The sequence below is a fragment of the Thauera sp. K11 genome (assembly GCF_002354895.1).
Lineage (GTDB): Bacteria > Pseudomonadota > Gammaproteobacteria > Burkholderiales > Rhodocyclaceae > Thauera > Thauera sinica.
Map to the genome: position 1 here is coordinate 4718881 of NZ_CP023439.1, position 19592 is coordinate 4738472.

Genomic DNA, 19592 nt, shown 5'->3' on the forward strand with positions numbered 1-19592 from the left:
GCCATGAAGAAGCCCGCCGCCCGCGCTCCGGACATGCCGATGAACCTGCCCAGCCCGGCCCGCAGTGCCCTGGCCTGGGTGCTCAGCGCCACGCTGGTCATGAACCCGCTGGGCCCGGCGCTGGCCCAGGTCACCGCGGCCGGCGGCGGCACCACGGTCGGGGCGGCGGGCAACGGCGTGCCGGTGGTCGACATCGCCGCGCCCAACGCCCGGGGGCTCTCGCACAACCGCTTCACCGACTACAACGTCGGCCGCGCCGGGCTCATCCTCAACAACGCCCCCGGCGCCACGCAGCCCACCCAACTGGGCGGGCTCATCGTCGGCAACGCCCGGCTCGGCGGCACGGCGGCCAGCCTCATCGTGAATGAAGTCACCGGCGGGCGGCCGAGTACGCTCGCCGGCTACACCGAGATCGCCGGCCCGGCCGCGCGGCTGGTCGTCGCCAACCCGTGGGGCCTCGCCTGCGACGGCTGCGGCTTTCTCAACACCCCGCGCGTGACGCTCACCACCGGCACGCCGCGGATCGAGGACGGACGGCTGGCGGGCCTGCGCGTCGAAGGCGGCGAAATCGCCATCGAAGGCGCCGGGCTCAACGCCGGCAACCTCGACCAGTTCGACCTCGTCACCCGCAGCGCCCGGATCAACGCCGCCCTCCACGCCCAGCGGCTGAACCTCGTCACCGGCCGCAACGACGTGGCCGCGGACGCGCTGTCGGCGACCGCGCTCGCGCCCGACGGCACCCCGCCCCTGTTCGCGCTGGACAGCACCGCGCTCGGCGGCATGTACGCCGGCAGCATCGTGCTGCTGGGCACCGAGGCCGGCGTCGGCGTGCGTCTTGCCGGCGACATGGCCGCCAGCGCTGGAGACATCCGCATCGACACCGCCGGCCGGCTCACGATCAAGGACGCCGCCGCCACGGCCGGCATCGCCGCCCGCGCCGCGAGCCTCGAAACGCAAGGCCGCCTGTACGCGGGCACGCAGCTCGACCTGGCCGCCACCGGCGATCTCACCAACCTGCACACGCTCGCCGCCCGCGACGCCGTCGTGCTCGCCAGCGGCGGCACGCTCGCCAACCCGGGCCACGTCGAAGCGGGCGTGAACCCCGACGACAGCCGCAACGCCGGCGGCGACCTCCGCCTGTCCGGCCAGAACGTGCGCAACAGCGGCAGCCTGCTCGCCAGCCGCGACCTGCAGGCGGACGCCGGCCAGACCCTGGACAACCGCGACGGCCGGCTCGTCGCCGACCGGCACGCCACCGTGGCCGCCGCCCGCCTGGACAACGACCGGGGCCGGCTCACCGCGGCCGAGCGCCTGACGCTCGCCGCCGGCCACATCACCAACGCCGCCGGGCGCATCGCCAGCGGCGGCCCGCTCGCGGTCCGCGCCAGCGGCCTCATCCAGCAGGACGGCGAACTCTACAGCCAGCGCACGCTCACGCTGGACCTGGACGGCGGCGACCTGAACAACGACGGCGGGCTCATCAGCGCCCCCGAATCCCTCGTCCTCGAACACCTCGGCGCCGTCCGCAACCGCGGCGGCGAGATCTCCAGCGTGGCCGGCTTCATGCTGGCCGCGGCCCGCCTGGACAATGCCCAGGGCCGTGTGCTGTCCGGCGCCGGCCTCGTGCTGCGCCTCGACGGCCTCCTCGGCAACGCGCACGGCCTCATCCGCGCCGACGGCCTGGAGCTGGCCGCCGCCCGCCTGGACAACGCCGGCGGCACGCTCGCCAGCGACGGCGCGCTGGGGATTCGGCTGGCCGCGCGCGACGGCCTCGACGGCAGCCTGGACAACACCGGCGGCCTGATCGCCGGCGACGCCGCCGTGGAGATCGCCGCCGCCCGTCTCGACAACCGCCAGGGCCGCATCGAAGGACAAGGCGCGCTCGCCCTGGACACCGGCCTGCTCGACAACACCGGCGGCAGCCTGGTCGGCCTTGGCCGCGTCACGCTCGCCGCCGGCCACATCACCAACGCCGCCGGGCGCATCGCCAGCGGCGGCCCGCTCGCGGTCCGCGCCAGCGGCCTCGACCAGCCCGGCGGCGAACTCTACAGCCAGCGCACGCTCACCCTGGACCTGGACGGCGGCGACCTGGACAACGACGGCGCCCTCATCAACGCCGCCGGCGCCCTGACCCTGAAGAACCTCGGCGCCGTCCGCAACCGCGGCGGCGAGATCTCCAGCGTGGCCGGCTTCATGCTGGCCGCCGCCGGCCTGGACAATGCCCAGGGCCGCCTGCTGTCCGGCGCCGGCCTCGTGCTGCGCCTCGACGACCTCCTCGGCAACGCGCACGGCCTCATCCGCGCCGACAGCCTGGAGCTGGCCGCCGCCCGCGCGGACAACGCCGCCGGGCGCATCGCCAGCCGCGGCGACCTCGCCGCCGCCATCGGCGAACTGTGGCAGGCGGACGGCGAACTGCTCGCCGAAGGCGCGCTCACCCTCACCGGCCACCTGCTCGACAACCGCGGCGGGCGCGTCGCCGCCAACGGCGGCCTGCGGCTTGCCATCGACGCCATCGACAACCGTGGCGGCGACCTCTCCACCCGGTCCGCCGCCGCCATCCAGGCCCGGCGGCTGGACAATGGCGACGCCGGCCACCTGCTCGCCGCCGGCCTCGACCTGGACGTCTTGCACCTCCTCAACCGCAACCAGGGCCTGATCCACGGCCGGGACGCCGCCCGGGTGACGGGCGCGCGCCTGGACAACGACGGCGGCACGCTCGCCGGCGGCACGGCCCTGACCGTCGACCTCGCCGCCGTGGCCGGCGACGCTCCCCTGGACGGCAGCCTGAACAACGCCGGCGGCCGCCTCGACAGCGACGGCACGCTGACGCTCTCGGCCGTGCGCATCGACAACCTCGGGGGCACGCTCTCCAGCGCCGGCGACCTGCGCGTGAGCGCCAGCGGCGCCCTGTCCAACGCGGGCGGCTACCTCCTCACCGATGCCGCGCTGCGGCTGCGCAGCGCCGGCCTGGACAACCGCGAAGGCCGGATCGCCGCGAAAGGCGCGCTCGACCTGGGCACCGGCGCCGTCGACAACACCCGGGGGCACCTGACCGCCGGCGGCCGCCTCGACCTCGTCGCCGGCGCGCTCACCAATACTGCGGGCCGCATCGCCAGCGCCGGCCCGCTGGCCCTGAGCGCCAGCGGCCTCCTCCAGCCCGGCGGCGAACTCTTCAGCCAGCGCGCACTCACCCTGGACCTGCACGGCGGCGACCTGGACAACGACGACGGCCTCATCCGCGCCCCCGACGCCCTCGTCCTGCAACACCTCGGCGCCGTCCGCAACCGCGGCGGCGAAATCGCCAGCGCGGCGGGCTTCGAACTGGCCGCCACCGCCCTGGACAATGCCCAGGGCCGCCTCCTGTCCGAGGCCGGCCTCGCGCTGCGCATCGACGGCCGCCTCGGCAATGCGCACGGGCTCATCAGCGCCAGCCGCCTGGCGCTGGCCGCCGGCCGCCTCGACAACGCCGGCGGCACCCTCCACGCCCGGGGCGAGCTCGGCCTGACGGTGGCCGGCGCGCTGGACAACCGCGCCGGCGGCCTGATCCAGGCCGGCCAGGGGCTGGATCTCGCCGCCGGCCACCTCGACAACCGCGGCGGCCGCCTGCTGGCCGGGCAGTCCCTGGACGCGGTGGTGGCGGACACCCTGGACAACCGCGACGGCGGCCTCGTGAACAGCCAGGGCGGCCTGGCCCTCGGCGCCGCGCACCTGGATTCCAGCGCCGGCGGCGAAGTCTCCGCCAGGGGCGACATGCAGCTCTCGCTCGGCACGCTCGTCCAGCAGCACGGCGTGCTGATCGGCGAAGCCGCCCTCGGCCTGGCGCTGGGTGCGGGCGGCCTGGACAACCAGGGCGGGCTCATCGGCAGCCGCGGCGCCCTCGCCCTGGCGAGCCTGGGCGCGCTGGACAACCGCGGCGGCGAGATCTCCGGCCTCGGCGCCCTCACCGTGTCCGCCCCCACCCTCGACAACCGCGCCGGCCGCCTCATCAGCCGCGACCGGCTCGCGCTCGCGCTCGGCGACACCGACAACCAGGGCGGCCTGCTCTCGGGCTGGCTGGGCCTCGTGCTCACCGGCGGCGACCTGGACAACCGCCAGTTCGGCACCGTGTCCAGCCGCAGCGGCGACCTCGCGCTGACGCTGGCGGGCGAACTGCTCAACAGCGGGCAGGGCGCGCTGGCGGCCGCCGGCCGGCTCGAACTGGCCGCGGCCGGCGTGGACAACCGCGAACAAGGCCTCCTCTCCAGCGGCGCCGGGCAGCGCCTCGCCATCGACGACACCCTCGACAACCGCGGCGGGCAGATCGACAGCGGCGCCGCGCTCGCGCTGGCCGCGGCCCGCCTGGACAACCGCGGCGGCCTCGTGCTGTCGGCCCAGGCGCTGGAAGTGACCGGCGGCGCGGTGGACAACGCCGGCGGCCGGATCAGCGCCGCTGCCACCGCCCGGCTCGGACTGAGCGGCGCCTTCGGCAACGCCGGCGGCCAACTCGCCAGCGGCGGCCCGCTGGCCATCACCGCCGGTGCGCTGGACAACCGCGGCGGCACGCTCGCCAGCCGGAGCACGCTCGATCTGGACGCCGCCACCCTGGACAACACGGCCGGCGGCACCCTGGCTGCCAACGGTGCGCTCGGCCTTGCCGTGGCCGGCCTGCTCGACAACCGCGACGACGGTCTCATCGACAGCCGCGATGCCACCGTGCATCTGGCCGCCGGTGCGCTGGACAACGCGGGCGGCACGCTGCAGGGCCAGGGCGACCTCGCCCTGGTGCTCGGCGGCGACCTGCGCAACGCGGGCGGCACCGTGGTGAGCCGCACCGGCGACGTCGACGTCCGGGCCACGCACCTCGACAACCGCCAGGGCACGCTCGCCAGCATCGAAGGGTGGGTGCGCACGGTGCTGTCGGGCGGGCTGAACAACGGCGAGGGCGGCCTGATCCAGGGCGAGAGGCTGGCGCTCGCCGCCGGCACGCTCAGCAACGACGGCGGCCGAATCCACGCGCTGGGCGGCGACGCCCGCCTGTCGGCCGCCGCGCTGGACAACCGGCACGGCGTGCTCTACGCCCGCGACACGCTGCGCTTCGCCGGCGGCGCCGTCGACAACCGCGGCGGCCGGCTCGGCGCCGGCGCCATCGCGCTTCTGCTGTCCGGCGCGCTGGACAACCGCCAGGGCCTCGTCGAGAGCGGCGGCACGCTCGCCGTGACCGGCACGGACGTGGACAACCAGGGCGGCCAACTGCGCGCGCTGGGCACCGAGGGCGAAACGTCCTTCCGGCTCTCCGGCAGCCTGGACAACCGCGACGGCGCGCTGGAGACCGCCAACGCCGATCTCACGCTGGCCGTGGGCGACCTCGCCAACGAAGGCGGCAGCCTGCTGCACGCGGGCGAGGGCGAATTGCGCCTCGCCCCGGCGCAGATCGCCCAGGCCGGCGGCACCCTCGTCACCCGCGGCGGCCTCGACATCGTGGCTGACACCTGGCACAACCGCAGCGTCCTGCAGGCCGCCCGCCTGAGGCTTGACGTCGGCACCCTCAGCCAGAGCGCCGGGGGCCAGTTGCTGGCCACCGAATCCTTCACCGGCAGCGGCGCCGACTGGACCCACGACGGCCTCATCGCCAGCGACGGCACGCTGTCGCTGACGCTCACCGGCGGCTACGGCGGCAGCGGGCGCCTCACCAGCCTGGGCACCCTGAGCCTGGCCGCCGCCCGCCTCGACCTGACCGACATGGCCTCCATCGCCGGCGGCGGCCAGGCCGTGCTCGCCCTGGGCGGGCAGGCGGACAACCGCGGTCGCATCACCGCCGCCGGCGACATGGCGCTGAGCGCCGCGGCGCTGACCAACCGCGGCACGCTGGGCAGCGCCGGGCGGCTGACGCTGAGCACGCCGGCGCTCCTCAACGAGGGCGGGCTGATCTTCAGTGGCGGCGACATGGCGCTGCGGGTGGGCCGCTTCACCAACCGTCATGCGGACGTCTACAGCCTGGGCGACCTGGGCATCGCCAGTGTCGATGGGAGCGGCAGCGCGACCGCGGTGGAGAACCCGTCCGGCACCATCGAAAGCGCGGGCGACATGCATCTCCGCGCGCTATCGCTGGAGAACACCGCCGATGCCGTCGAGACCGAGCGCCAGTTGATCTCGGGCGCCATCGCGGTGCGCTGCTTCGACTGCTCGAACGACCACTACACGGTCGACTACTACGTCCGGGAGACCTACCAGAGCGGCGTCCAGGCCGAGGCGCCAGCCAGCCTCACCGCGGGCGGCCATTTCGATTTCGTGGGCGGGACCTTCGTCAACCGGCTCAGCACGGTCGCGGCCGGCGGCGACCTGAGCATCGACGCCGCGCAGTTCAGCAACGAGGGCGGGCTCAGCGGCACGATCGAGCGCACCCGCATCTACGGCGGGCACGATCAGGTCAAGGACGGCGTGGTGAAGCGCTTCATCAAGGCCAACGTCATTCCCTACAACGAGTACAACAACGCGGATTTCCCGAATATCTATTACGTCAACGGCGTCGGGGACATGAGGCTGGCGAGGAGCGAATGGGTCGATGGGCGGATGTGGATTCCGGATGTTGGAATGGTCGACTATCGCCGACTGGTCTATTTCGACATGGAAACCGGCAAGACCCTGACCAGGCTCCTCGAATTCGGAACGAGCTTTGCTCTGCTTGCCGAATTCGAACCGGCGCAATCCCAATACGACCCGAACAACCTGCTCCCCCTTCCGGCTGACTTCGATTCGCTCATCCTGACCAGCGACGTCGAAGTGGCCACCGCCACCGGCGGCGGCCATGGGTACGCCGCGGTGATCCAGGCCGGCGGCAACGTGGCCATCGCCGCCAGCCAGAACCTGAACAACGGCGTCATCAACGCCGGCACCGCCTCCCAGCCGGGCACCCGGCCCACGGTCGACACCACGCCCGCCGCAGTCGCGACCACCGTCGTCCAACTGAACCCGCAGCTTCCCCCCGACCTCGCCCAGCAGCAGGTCAATCCGCTGACGCTGCCCGGCTTCAGCCTGCCCAGCGGGCAGAATGGCCTGTTCCGCCTGAACGGCGAGGCCGGCCGCGACACCCGGGCGAGCGCCGCGCCGGCCGGGCAGGACTGGACCCTGTCCGGCGCCACGCTCGAACCGGTGCAGCGCGGCCCGGCCGTCCCCGGCGTGCAGGCCGGCGACGTGCGCCTGGGCGACCTGGCCGTGGGCGGTACGCCGCTGCCGGCCGACGCCGGTCAGGGCGCGGGCGGCGTGGGTGCCGCGCCGGCGCAGCCTCCCGCCGCCGACAGCGGTACGCCCCTGCCGCGCGCCCAGGGCGTACCGGTCAATACCGTCGCGCAGCCGCACAAATACCTGATCGAAACCAACCCGGCCCTGACCGAACTCACCGCGTTCCTCGGTTCCGACTACCTGCTGGGCCGGTTGGGCGAAGACGGCGACACGGCCTGGCGCCGCCTGGGCGACGGCCTGTACGAACAGCGGCTGGTCCAGCAGGCGGTGGTGGCGCGCACCGGGCAGCGCTTCCTGGCCGGCCTGGATTCGGACGAGGCGACCTACCGCCACCTGATGGACAACGCCCTCGCCAGCAAGGCGGCGCTGAACCTGTCGGTGGGCGTGAGCCTGACGGCTGGACAGGTGGCGGCGCTCACGCACGACATCGTGTGGCTCGAAACCGTCGAGGTCAATGGCGAGCGCGTGCTGGCGCCGGTGCTGTACCTGGCGCAGGCCGAAGGCCGGCTGGGCCCCACGGGGGCGCTGATCCAGGGGCAGAACCTGGACCTGATCGCCGGCGGCACGCTCGCCAACCGCGGCACGCTGAGGGCGACCGGGGACCTGTCGGCGTCAGCCACGACGGTGCTCAACGCCGGACTGATGGAAGCGGGCGAGCGGTTGTCGGTGCTGGGCGGGGACAGCGTGGCCAACACCCGCGGCGGCATCCTCGCCGGGCGCGACGTGGACGTCACCGCGCTGGACGGCGACCTCATCAACGAGCGCACCGTCACCCACGTCGACGGCACGGCCAGCCGCCTCACCTTCACCGTCGGGCTGGCCGACTCGGCCGCGCGCATCGAAGCGCTGGGCAGCCTGTCGCTGTCGGCCGGGCGCGATCTCTACAACCTGGGGGGCGTGATCTCGGCGATCGCCGACCTGGACCTGTCGGCGGGCCGCGACCTCGTCATCGCCGCGGCGGAGGAACGCGACGACAGCCTGCTGCGCACCAGGCGGCGCACGCACCGGATCGAAAGCGTGACCCAGTACGGCGGCGCGGTGAGCGCCGGCGGCGATCTCACCGCGGTGGCGGGCCAGGACCTGTCGGTGATCGGCAGCCGGGTCGAGGCCGGGGGCGACGCGACGCTGCTGGCCGGGAACGACCTGACGCTGTCCTCGGCGGCCGACGCGTCGCACGAGGACGAACGCGACAGGCGCCGCGGCAAGAAGCTTCATCAGGAAACGCGCACGGTGCGCCAGCAGGCCGCCGAGGTCGAGGCCGGGGGTGATCTCACGCTGGCGGCCGGGCAGGACCTGACGCTGGTGGCCAGCACCGCGAGCGCGGGCCGGGAAGCCTACCTCTACGCCGGCCGCGACGTCGCGCTGCTGGCGCAGACGGATCAGGACGCGTTCCTCTACGACAAGAAGTCGAAAGGCGGTTTCGGCAGCAGGCGCACGCGGCATGACGAAGTGAACGTCGTCACGCAGGTGGGCAGCAGCGTTTCCGCCGGCACGGATCTGACGGTGGAGAGCGGCGGCGACCAGCGTTACCAAGTGGCGAACCTGAAGAGCGGCCAAGACCTCACGCTGGATGCCGGCGGCGGGATTGCCTTCGAGGGTGCGAAGGACTTCGAGCAGGCGATCCACGAGAAGAGCGACAGCGATTGGGCGTGGACCTCGGCCAAGGGCAAGGGCAAGACGGACGAGACGCTGCGCCAGAGCGAACTGATCGCCGGGGGCGAACTGGCGATCCGGGCGGCGCAGCACATCCGCATCGACGTCCCCGAAGTCAATGCGCAGACGGTCTCGCAGACCATCACGGCGCTGGCGGAAGCCGAACCGCAACTGGCGTGGCTCAAGCAGATGGAGCGCCGCGGCGACATCGACTGGCAGCGCGTGAAGGAGGTGCACGAGCGCTTCCAGTACAGCCAGTCGGGCATGGGGCCGGGGCTGACGCTGGTGACGGCGATCGTGGTGACGGCGGTGGTCGGGCCGCAGTTGAGCGCCTTGATCGGCACGGGCGCGCCGGTCGGTGGCGCGATGGCCGCGGCGGTGCCGGCCACCGCCGCTGCGGCGGGGGCTTCCGCCGGCTGGGCCAACGTCGTGCTGACGACGGTGGCGACCTCGGCCGCCTCGAACGTGGCCATCCACACCTTCAACAACGGCGGTGACATCGGCAAGGCGCTGGAAAAGAGTCTGTCGGCGGGCGCGCTCAAAAGCTACCTCACCAGCATGCTGGTGACCGACCTCACCACCGGGCTGATCGACGGCTATTTCGGTGCCGCCGGGAATGCCGCGGCGGCCGTCGATGCGTCGCAGGCCGCGGCCAGTGCCAGCAGCAGCTTCGAGACGCTGGCGGCCATCGGCCGCTTCGCCGTCCAGACCGGCGGGTCCGCGGTGATCTCGGCCGGGGTCGATGCGGCGATCAACGGCGGCCGCTTCCAGGAGAAGCTCGGCGTGGCCCTGGCCCAGCAGGCCGTCCAGGTGGTTTCCACGCTCGCATTCAACGAAATCGGCAATCTCGGCCTGGAAAAAGGCAGCATCGAGAAGGTCGCGGTGAAAGCGCTGGTGGGCGGGCTCATCAGCCAGGCGGCCACCGGGGACTTCGCCACCGGCGCGCTGGCGGCCGGCGCCAACGAGGCGCTGATCGACAGGCTCGCGCCCCTGGTCGACCGCGACCCGAAACTGCTCGGCATCGCTTCGCAACTGGTCGGCGCGGTATCGACGGCGCTCTCGGGCGGCGATCCGGGGCTGGCCGCGAGCATCGCGCTGTCCGACACGCAGTACAACTACCTGCGCCACGACGAACTCACGGCGCTGCGCAAGGAAATCCAGGACTGCAATGCGCGGCAGTGCTCGGCTGCCGAACTTGGCGCGATCAGCCAGCGCTACGAGGCGGTCTCCACCCGGAACAACGACGCGCTGGCCTCCTGCGTCACGCTGGAATGCGTCAACGGGCATCTGGCGGAGATCGAGCGGGCCAAGCAGATCGAGGACGACGTCTTCAAGACGCTGGAAAACACGGGAGGCAATGCACGTGCGCTGCTCGCCATGCAGCAGACGAATCTCAACGTCCAGCACACCGCCGCCAAGATCCAGCGCGCAGAGGACGCCGCACGGGAGTTCACGCTCTGGCAGCAGGGCAACTGCCAGAACCTGAGCGCAAACCAGTGCGCGGCGAGGCTGCAATCGCAGAAGGAGCTGATCAGCAGCGTCCTTCTCGATTTCACGCCCATCCTGAGTGATCTGAAGGCGTTTGCCGAAGCGAACACCCTCGGGGATTACTCGCTGGCCGTACTTGGGGCTGTGACCGGGCCGCTTGGCGATGCCGTCAAGGCGTTGAAGGGGGCGGGAAAGACCACCCAAATGACGGATGCACTGGAGAGTGCGGCGCAAAGGGCGGGTGATGTGGAGGCCGCTATCAAGAACTCCGCAAAGGTTGTGGACGATGTGCCGGCCGATAAAATGGTTGATGGAGTGAAAGGTGCAGATACGGTGCTGGAAACCACCAGTCCCGTAGTCATTAGTGGGAAGCGGGCCATCGATCAGGCAAAGAGTTATGAAAGTGGCGTTCGGGAAAAGTATGAAAATGTCTCGTATGCTGACCGCCAGTACACAACGATCGTAGATGGAAAGCGTGTCAATGGGGTTGCTGATACCGTAACGATCCTGGATGGGAAACGAACGGCTGTTGAGGCTAAGTTTGTAGAAGACTGGGGAGGTTCGATTAGAAACCCCATAGGTTCTCAAGGCTCAAAGCCTTGGTCTGTTGCAGAGCAAACCAACATGGTGGAGCAGGCGAAGAAATACTCTGCGAGCTTTGAGGGTGGTGTCATATATCATACGAACAGCTTAGAGCTAGCTAATCACTACTCTAAGATTTTTACCGATGCGGGTGTTGAAAAATTTAAATTCGTAATTACTCCAGTTAAGAATTGAGGTGATGGTATGAGTGATAAGTTAAGGGAGCTAGAGCAAATACTTGGTGGGAAACTAGAAAGGAAAAATGCCAGAGTTATTCCTGGGACAGATGGCATACCCACTCGCGAGGCCATTTATTTTTCTGACGATGGAAAAAATAAGTTCCGGAAACAGTTCAAGAACATAACTTGCTTTACTAAGCTTCCCTATGCAACTAGCGGCGGTGTTAATGAAGCAGGGTGTGACATTACGCCGCCAAGTGGCCCACTCTTTCATGCAATTGTATATCACGGTGATATTGACGGCTGGAGAAGGGATATAGAAGAAGGTGCCAAAGGACTTGGTTTGCTTCTTGCTCGAATAGAGGGCGATCAATTTGTTATTTCAGACGGACGCTTATTTCGTTTGTCAGAGTGCAAGGTTGAGTTCACTTGATGTCTCTTACTCCGCATGTGGTAGCCGTCAGTCTAATGGCGATAGGCATGAAAGCGGTATTCATTCTGTAATGTTGAAAGCGCAAGGAGAAAACATTGATGGTAACGACAGACGACAAACCGAACGACACGCCGAAGCGATCGAAGTCCAAGAGGACGCCTGCGCTCTGCTTCAAGACGGGCGGGGACGTACGTGAAGCACGTCGCAGGCTTGGCATGAATCAAGTGGCGTTCTGGGGGGTGCTCGGCGTGACCCAATCGGCGGGTTCGCGCTACGAGTCCGGCCGCAACATCCCCAAGCCGGTCCAGATATTGCTGCACGTGGCCTACGCGACGGAAAGGCAGACGGAGGTCTTTCTCGACCACCTGCGTCCCAATCGCGCGCGCGATTGAATCCGCCAGGGTGGGGGAATTCAGTGCAGGGGGCTTGTTTCGGTCCTGATGGGTTCGCCCCTCGACCTGCATGATTCTCGCCAACCGCAGCATCCGGATCGGCGCCGGCGCCATTGACCTTCACCTGTCCGGCGCGCTGGACAACCGCCAGGGCATCGCCGGGAGCGGCGGCACGCTCGCCAACCGCGGCACGCTGAGGGCGCCGGGGACCTGTCGGCGTCAGCCACGACGGTGCTCAACGCCGGGCTGATGGAAGCGGGCGAGCGGTTGTCGGTGCTGGGCGGGGACAGTGTGGTCAACACCCGCGGCGGCATCCTCGCCGGGCGCGACGTGGACGTCACCGCGCTCGACGGCGACCTCATCAACGAGCGCACCGTCACCCACGTCGACGGCACGGCCAGCCGCCTCACCTTCACCGTCGGGCTGGCCGATTCGGCCGCGCGCATCGAAGCGCTGGGCAGCCTGTCGCTGTCGGCCGGGCGCGATCTCTACAACCTGGGGGGCGTGATCTCGGCGATCGCCGACCTGGACCTGTCGGCGGGCCGCGACCTCGTCATCGCCGCGGCGGAGGAACGCGACGACAGCCTGCTGCGCACCAGGCGTCGCACGCACCGGATCGAAAGCGTGACCCAGTACGGCGGCGCGGTGAGCGCCGGCGGCGACCTCACCGCGGTGGCGGGCCAGGACCTGGCGGTGATCGGCAGCCGGGTCGAGGCCGGGGACGACGCGACGCTGCTGGCCGGGAACGACCTGACGCTGTCCTCGGCGGCCGACGCGTCGCACGAGGACGAACGCGACAGGCGCCGCGGCAAGAAGCTTCATCAGGCAACGCGCACGGTGCGCCAGCAGGCCGCCGAGGTCGAGGCCGGGGGTGACCTGACGCTGGCGGCCGGGCAGGACCTGACGCTGGTGGCCAGCACCGCGAGCGCGGGGCGGGAAGCCTACCTCTACGCCGGCCGCGACGTCGCGCTGCTGGCGCAGACGGATCAGGACGCGTTCCTCTACGACAAGAAGTCGAAAGGCGGTTTCGGCAGCAGGCGCACGCGGCATGACGAAGTGAACGTCGTCACGCAGGTGGGCAGCCGGATCGAAGCCGGCACCGATCTGACGGTGGAAAGCGGCGGCGACCAGCGCTACCAGGTGGCCAAGCTGAAGAGCGGCGCCGACCTCACGCTGGATGCCGGCGGCGGGATCGCCTTCGAGGGCGCGAAGGACCTCGAGCAGGCGATCCACGAGAAGAGCGACAGCGATTGGGCATGGACCTCGGCCCGGGGCAAGGGCAAGACCGACGAGACGCTGCGCCAGAGCGAACTGATCGCCGGGGGCGAACTGGCGATCCGTGCCGCGGAAAAGATCCGCATCGACGTTCCGGAGGTCAATGCGCACAGCGTGAGCCAGACCATCGACGCGCTGGTGCAGGCCGAACCGCAACTGGCGTGGCTCAAGGAGATGGAGCGCCGCGGCGACATCGACTGGCAGCGGGTGAAGGAGGTGCACGAGCGCTTCCAGTACAGCCAGTCGGGCATGGGGCCGGGGCTGACGCTGGTGACGGCGATCGTGGTGACGGCGCTGACGTGGGGGACGGTGAGTGCCTGGCTCGGCACGGGGGCGGCGGCCGGCAGCGCGATGGTCGCGGCGGTGCCGGCCACCGCCACCGCGGCGGGGGTGTCCGCCGGTTGGGCCAATGCCGCACTGACGGCCACGGTGACCTCGATGGCGAGCAACGCAGCCATCCACACCCTCAACAGCGGCGGCGACCTGGGCAAGGCGCTGGAGAACACCTTCTCCGAGCGCGCCATGAAGGGCTACCTGACCAGCGCGGTGGTGGCCGGCCTCATGACCGGGTTGGTCGACCGCTATTTCAAGGGCGAGGGCGGCAGCGGCGCGGGGGTGGAGGGGGATATCTCGCAGGCCGGGCAGGCCACGGCCAGCACCAGCGCGTCCGGTTTCAACCTCGATACGGCGGCGGGCATCGGCCAGTTCGCGGCCTACCAGGGCACGCGTGCCCTGGTTTCGGCCGGGGTGGATACGGCGATCAACGGCGGGAACTTCGAAGAGAAGCTCGGCGCGGCCCTGACCTTGGCGGCCGTCCACACGGTCTCGGCGGTGGCGTTCCACGAGATCGGCGATCTGAAGCTGCAGGACGGCTCGATCGAGAAGGTCGCGGTGAAAGCGCTGGTGGGCGGGCTCATCAGCCAGGCAGCCACCGGGGACTTCGCCACCGGCGCGCTGGCGGCCGGCGCCAACGAGGCGCTGGTCAAGCATCTGGCCGACCTGGCCGACCACGACCCGCAACTGACCGGCATGGCCTCGCAACTGGTGGGGGCGGTGTCGTCGGCGATCTCCGGCGGCGATCCGAATCTGGCTTCGAATATTGCGCTATCCGACACGCAGTACAACTATTTGAGTCACCAGGAAACAGACCAATTGTTGAAAGGTTTGCGCGAGTGCGGTGGCGACAACAATTGCAAGGATATTCTGTTGAAAGATGCGATCGCATTGAGCAGCAGTCGCAGTCCCCACGAATTGCTTGATCCTTCGCTGAACAGGGATGCAGCCTTTGCGGAACAGATGCTGCAATGGGCCGCCAGCGGTCTGGATTACGGCATGATCTCGCAGCGCCGTTTGAACGAATTGGCCAGCATCAACGCCGATCACCGGAGCGTGGCGGACAATACGCCGGTATTGACCTCCGGCATCAACCAGGACGACGTCAACCGGCAGACGATGCTCAATAATTGGCACTACGGGCAGTCCACGAACCTTTCGCTCCCGCTTGCTGCAACAGCATCAGTCGTTTATGCGCCGGAGGTTCTGGCCGCGATGGGCTTGGGCAAGATGGCGGCGGGGGGAGCAATTGGTGGCGGATTCGATGCGGCCGGGCAGGCGTATAAGCTTTATACGGGCACGCAGGATGAGTACCGCCTTGCCCAAACAGTCATTGCCAGTGGTACGGGCGCGTTGACCGCGCCCTTAGTGAGTGGAGCCATCCTAGGCAATGCACTTCTCGGCGGTGCGGTGGGTGGAACTAATACCGCGATAACGAATTGGTGGTATGGCGAGAATGTGCAGGTAACTAATGCCGCTCTTGATGGTCTTCTGTTCAGTGGGGCGGGGACGGCTTTTGGCCGTCTTGTCACCGGTCAGTTGCAAAAGAGATTGCCGCTATTTGTAGGGGAGAAGCCTTACGATCCTACAATTCCAATCCTGCTGCAGAATGTCAAGCCGAACTCTTATCCGGGCTATGTTGGCTCCGCGGTTGAACAAGGTGTTTCAAATATCCCTTCGTTTCGTGAATCAGCAGAAGGGGGTGAAAAGTGACGTATAGGGAATTCTTGCACAGGTTTGATGAATGGGTTTTTCGCGAGCTGCTGAATGTATCGACGTATCGCGGATGTCTTAGAGCATTGGGAGTGTCGATTGTCACCATGTATGTGTTGTGGCACACCCATGATTTTTACGCGTGGTGTCGGTGGGTTTTTGATATTCCTTATGAGATCGACCGAGGAAAACAAAGCTGGGCACGGCTATGGGCGCTAATCATTGGTGGGTCGGGAGTTTTTACGTCGATTTTGTCGATGGCTATGCTTGCTATCAACCGCCACCGCGCCCGCAAGAGTGCAATCGGCCAGTGGTACGACCGCCCCGACCTGACCGCTAAGGATCTCTATGGCACCGCATCGGATGCCGGCGGGGGCAATGAGGAAACCGTAGGACGTGGGGGCGACGGGAGGGATTGAGTGAATCCACATCGAATTCATAAGTGTGTGTAACCAGTCATTGAGGCATGCCGTGAAGTTCTCCGACCATCAACAGACATCACGAATGCACAAGACATCCATGAAAACTGACCACGTTGAAAGCGCAAGGAGAAAACATTGATGGTGACAACAGACGACAAACCGAACGACACGCCGAAGCGATCGAAGTCCAAGAGGACGCCTGCGCTCTGCTTCAAGACGGGCGAGGACGTGCGTGAAGCACGTCGCAGGCTTGGCATGAATCAAGTGGCGTTCTGGGGGGTGCTCGGCGTGACCCAATCGGCGGGTTCGCGCTACGAGTCCGGCCGCAACATTCCCAAACCGGTCCAGATATTGCTGCACGTGGCCTACGCGACGGAAAGGCAGACGGAGGTCTTTCTCGACCACCTGCGTCCCAATCGCTCGCGCGATTGAATCCGCCAGGGTGGGGGAATTCAGTGCAGGGGGCTTGTTTCGGTCCTGATGGGTTCGCCCCTCGACCTGCATGATTCTCGCCAACCGCAGCATCCGGATCGGCGCCGGCGCCATTGACCTTCACCTGTCCGGCGCGCTGGACAACCGCCAGGGCATCGCCGGGAGCGGCGGCACGCTCGCCAACCGCGGCACGCTGAGGGCGACCGGGGACCTGTCGGCGTCAGCCACGACGGTGCTCAACGCCGGACTGATGGAAGCGGGCGAGCGGTTGTCGGTGCTGGGCGGGGACAGCGTGGTCAACACCCGCGGCGGCATCCTCGCCGGGCGCGACGTGGACGTCACCGCGCTGGACGGCGACCTCATCAACGAGCGCACCGTCACCCACGTCGACGGCACGGCCAGCCGCCTCACCTTCACCCTCGGGCTGGCCGACTCGGCCGCGCGCATCGAAGCGCTGGGCAGCCTGTCGCTGTCGGCCGGGCGCGATCTCTACAACCTGGGCGGCGTGATCTCGGCGATCGCCGACCTGGACCTGTCGGCGGGCCGCGACCTCGTCATCGCCGCGGCGGAGGAACGCGACGACAGCCTGCTGCGCACCAGGCGGCGCACGCACCGGATCGAAAGCGTGACCCCGTACGGCGGCGCGGTGAGCGCCGGCGGCGACCTCACCGCGGTGGCGGGCCAGGACCTGTCGGTGATCGGCAGCCGGGTCGAGGCCGGGGGTGACGCGACGCTGCTGGCCGGGAACGACCTGACGCTGTCCTCGGCGGCCGACGCGTCGCACGAGGACGAACGCGACAGGCGCCGCGGCAAGAAGCTTCATCAGGAAACGCGCACGGTGCGCCAGCAGGCCGCCGAGGTCGAGGCCGGGGGTGACCTGACGCTGGCGGCCGGGCAGGACCTGACGCTGGTGGCCAGCACCGCGAGCGCGGGGCGGGAAGCCTACCTCTACGCCGGCCGCGACGTCGCGCTGCTGGCGCAGACGGATCAGGACGCGTTCCTCTACGACAAGAAGTCGAAAGGCGGTTTCGGCAGCAAGCGCACGCGGCATGACGAAGTGAACGTCGTCACGCAGGTGGGCAGCAGCGTTTCCGCCGGCACGGATCTGACGGTGGAGAGCGGTGGCGACCAGCGCTACCAGGTGGCGAACCTGAAGAGCGGCCAAGACCTCACGCTGGACTCGGGTGGCGGGATCGCCTTCGAGGGCGTGAAGGACCTCGAGCAGGCGATCCACGAGAAGAGCGACAGCGTTTGGGCGTGGACCTCGGCCCGGGGCAAGGGCAAGACGGACGAGACGCTGCGCCAGAGCGAACTGATCGCCGGGGGCGAACTGGCGATCCGGGCGGCGCAGCACATCCGCATCGACGTCCCCGAAGTCAATGCGCAGACGGTCTCGCAGACCATCACGGCGCTGGCGGAAGCCGAACCGCAACTGGCGTGGCTCAAGCAGATGGAGCGCCGCGGCGACATCGACTGGCAGCGGGTGAAGGAAGTGCATGAGCGCTTCCAGTACAGCCAGTCGGGCATGGGGCCGGGGCTGACGCTGGTGACGGCGATCGTGGTGACGGCGCTGACGTGGGGGACGGTGAGTGCCTGGCTCGGGACGGGGGCGGCGGCCGGCAGCGCGATGGCCGTGGCGGTGCCGGCCACCGCCACCGCGGCGGGGGTTTCCGCCGGCTGGGCCAATGCCGCACTGACGGCCACGGTGACCTCGATGGCGAGCAACGCAGCCATCCACACCCTCAACAGCGGCGGCGACCTGGGCAAGGCGCTGGAGAACACCTTCTCCGAGCGCGCCATGAAGGGCTACCTGACCAGTGCGGTGGTGGCCGGCCTCATGACCGGGTTGGTCGACCGCTATTTCAAGGGCGAGGGCGGCAGCGGCGCGGGGGTGGAGGGGGATGTCTCGCAGGCCGGGCAGGCCACGGCCAGTACCAGCGCGTCCGGTTTCAACCTCGATACGGCGGCGGGCATTGGCCAGTTCGCGGCCTACCAGGGCACGCGTGCCCTGGTTTCGGCCGGGGTGGATACGGCGATCAACGGCGGGAACTTCGAAGAGAAGCTCGGCGCGGCCCTGACCTTGGCGGCCGTCCACACGGTCTCGGCGGTGGCGTTCCACGAGATCGGCGATCTGAAGCTGCAGGACGGCTCGATCGAGAAGGTCGCGGTGAAAGCGCTGGTGGGCGGGCTCATCAGCCAGGCAGCCACCGGGGACTTCGCCACCGGCGCGCTGGCGGCCGGCGCCAACGAGGCGCTGGTCAAGCATCTGGCCGACCTGGCCGACCACGACCCGCAACTGACCGGCATGGCCTCGCAACTGGTGGGGGCGGTGTCGTCGGCGCTCTCGGGCGGCGATCCGAATCTGGCCTCGGACATCGCGCTATCCGACACGCAGTACAACCACGAATTGCACAAGGACGCCGCCAAGGTAGCGGAGCAGGCGCTGGAACACTGCAAGAGCAGGCCAGAGCAATGCGATCCGAGTTTCGTGCGGCTGACGACGGGGGATGTGCTGGCTGCAATGGAGGCTGAAGCACAGCACGGGGTCGGTTTCGAGAACGCCAAGCCGGAAGCCCTGGCCTTCGTCAACAACTACATGTTTGCGTTGTCTCCGGGGTTGAAGGACTTTTTGTATGTGCCGACCGAATCAGAACAGCAGCGGCTGGATTTCATGGAGGACGCTGAACTTGCCGGAACTCTTCTTGGAGGGGCAGCCAGCGCACTGAAGAATATCGGTACGAAAGGGTTGGCCGCTGCGACAAAGGATAGCGGCCCAATATCAAATTGGATTGCAAGCCTTGTGGGTAAGAGTGGAGAACAAGGAGGTAGTGTTGCCGGAGAACTCACTAGCATTGCTCAGAAGCAGCTTGACAAGAAGTTTAAGCACGCATCTGATTTCGGTGTAGTAACCACAAAGAAGAACCCTGAAACGATTGCTCAGTTCGAGTCGGCAATCAAGGCCCACATGGATTCTCCCTCTACTATGCAGCAAGGTACATATGGATTTGTAAAGGACTCAAAGGTTTTCTTTAATTCAACCACGAATAATGTAGTTGTTATCGATAGTACGGGGAGTTTTGTCACAGGATTCAAACTTGCTCCTGGGACCCCGCAGTTTAATAACTTTATTAAAAACGGTGTCTTACGATGAGTTCTATCCTTCTGGAGTTTGCAAAATCTTTTGTGGCGGATCGGTTGTCTGGCAAGGTTTTTTCTGAGGCATATATTGAGCTTTGGAAAATAGAGAGGGATAAAAATCTCCTTCAGGAGGATGCTCCACTATTAAGTGAGTGCTTGTCTAGCATATTTTGTGCGGCAGATATGTATTGTGAAGATGCTATTTCACGAGAAGAACATGAGTTTGATAGTGACCAGTTAAAGGCAGAGATTTCTAGATTGATTAGGAAGTTCGAACTCGATTAGTGGCGAAATGGCTACTGCTGTCGTTCGGGCAACATCGAAAGCGCGGGCG

8 protein-coding genes are annotated in these 19592 nt (G+C 67.9%); all 8 read left to right on the top strand.

Going from position 1 to position 19592, the window contains the following annotated elements; translation table 11 throughout:
• Positions 1 to 3 precede the first annotated feature (3 nt).
• The 8 genes from CCZ27_RS20675 (at position 4) to CCZ27_RS20710 (ending at position 19543) form a co-directional block, all read left to right on the top strand.
• Entirely contained in the window at positions 4 to 11136 is an 11133-nt protein-coding gene (locus CCZ27_RS20675) for a two-partner secretion domain-containing protein (protein ID WP_096451359.1), read from the top strand.
• A 9-nt stretch (positions 11137 to 11145) separates the two neighbouring features.
• Complete coding sequence (locus CCZ27_RS20680) at positions 11146 to 11553, top strand: hypothetical protein (protein WP_096451361.1); 408 nt, start codon at positions 11146 to 11148, stop codon at positions 11551 to 11553.
• A gap of 98 nt (positions 11554 to 11651) precedes the next feature.
• Positions 11652 to 11945 carry a helix-turn-helix domain-containing protein gene (locus CCZ27_RS24795; RefSeq protein ID WP_385961560.1) on the top strand — a complete coding sequence of 98 codons (294 nt, stop codon included), beginning with the start codon at positions 11652 to 11654 and terminating at the stop codon, positions 11943 to 11945.
• 231 nt (positions 11946 to 12176) lie between these two features.
• Positions 12177 to 15266 carry a DUF637 domain-containing protein gene (locus CCZ27_RS20695; RefSeq protein WP_096451367.1) on the top strand — a complete coding sequence of 1030 codons (3090 nt, stop codon included), beginning with the start codon at positions 12177 to 12179 and terminating at the stop codon, positions 15264 to 15266.
• 92 nt (positions 15267 to 15358) lie between these two features.
• The gene (locus CCZ27_RS23770; protein ID WP_157748667.1) at positions 15359 to 15685 is read left to right on the top strand and encodes a hypothetical protein; all 327 of its coding nucleotides are present in this window, start codon (positions 15359 to 15361) and stop codon (positions 15683 to 15685) included.
• Positions 15686 to 15826: 141 nt separating this feature from the next.
• Positions 15827 to 16120, top strand: coding sequence for a helix-turn-helix domain-containing protein (locus tag CCZ27_RS24655; protein ID WP_332460887.1), 294 nt, complete (start codon positions 15827 to 15829; stop codon positions 16118 to 16120).
• 70 nt (positions 16121 to 16190) lie between these two features.
• Positions 16191 to 19271 (top strand): DUF637 domain-containing protein, encoded by a 3081-nt coding sequence (locus tag CCZ27_RS20705; protein ID WP_096451371.1) that lies wholly within the window; start codon positions 16191 to 16193, stop codon positions 19269 to 19271.
• Positions 19268 to 19543: a colicin immunity domain-containing protein gene (locus CCZ27_RS20710; protein ID WP_096451373.1), complete on the top strand. Its 276-nt coding sequence runs from the start codon at positions 19268 to 19270 to the stop codon at positions 19541 to 19543. Before CCZ27_RS20705 ends, CCZ27_RS20710 begins: the two co-directional genes overlap by 4 nt.
• Positions 19544 to 19592 lie beyond the last annotated feature (49 nt).